Annotated in this window: 2 protein-coding genes; both read left to right on the top strand. The window is 45.6% G+C overall.

Features of this window, described 5'->3' with window-relative positions:
• Positions 1 to 201 precede the first annotated feature (201 nt).
• A complete protein-coding gene (locus DWW91_RS27115) occupies positions 202 to 645 on the top strand; it encodes an HU family DNA-binding protein (RefSeq protein ID WP_007658488.1) in 444 nt (147 codons plus the stop codon).
• 20 nt (positions 646 to 665) lie between these two features.
• The coding region (locus tag DWW91_RS28270; RefSeq protein WP_233584592.1) for a glucosaminidase domain-containing protein at positions 666 to 911 on the top strand (246 nt) is incomplete at its 3' end.

Genomic DNA, 911 nt, shown 5'->3' with positions numbered 1-911 from the left:
TCAAAGTTTATGCGCATTATTTATATATTTATACGGACTTATTAAACCCTTCGCCGCCGATGATGACATTTCATGTCACAACCATTTTTCCAGCACCCTATCTTTGTCATGTTATCAATAACCAACCAGTTAACCGTCAATAGCTTTCGGAGTATTTCCATTGTCATATTGGCATATTGTCGAATTAAAAAATTATCCCCCATGGCTTTAAGTTTTCACTTAGTAAAACGTCCCGACATGCGCAAAGACGCTGCCGAAGGTTCCAAATTATTTTATGCACAGGTCCGTTCATTGAAGAAACTCGATTTCAACAAGCTCTGCGATCTGATCGCTGTTCGAAGCACCGCTTTTATCGGTGATGTGATGCTTGTCATCGAAGGTCTTCTTTCCGTCATGGAAGAACGCCTGGAAGAAGGCGATGTGATCCAGATGGGCCGCCTGGGTAACTTCCGTATGGTTGCCGGCAGCAAGGGTACTGCAAACGAAAAGGACTTCAATGTCTCCCTCTTCAACAAGGCTCGCATCGTCTTCTCACCGGGCACCATGCTCAACGAGATCCGCAAGAATGCCAAATATGAAAAGATGGATATCGAGACTGTCACTCCGCCTACAGGAGGTGGTTCGGACCGTCCGGAAATCGAGTAGTAACGTATCAATTATCCGTTATGTTAAAACAGGAATTTATCAAACAATATCTTTTCCCCGCTCAAAAGGCGGGGGAATGTTTCGGAATCAATCCGGTTGTCATCCTCGCCCAATCGGCCATCGAAACCGGCTGGGGAGAAAGTACGCTGGCAAAGGAGCATAACAATTTCTTCGGTATCACCGCTTACGGACGTCCTAACGTCTTTTGGAAAGGGACAAAGACCGATCTTTCTGAAAACGGCGGCCATACTTCCTTATGGTTCCGT

This window comes from Parabacteroides sp. AF17-3 (assembly GCF_003635445.1).
Classification (GTDB): Bacteria; Bacteroidota; Bacteroidia; order Bacteroidales; family Tannerellaceae; genus Parabacteroides; species Parabacteroides goldsteinii.
Note: the sequence above shows the minus strand (reverse complement) of the source record. Positions and strands in the feature narration are given on the sequence as shown.

Coding starts and splice junctions, on each gene's coding strand:
- DWW91_RS27115 (WP_007658488.1), top strand. CDS start 202: ATGGCTTTAAGTTTTCACTTAGTAAAACGTCCCGACATGCGCAAAGAC.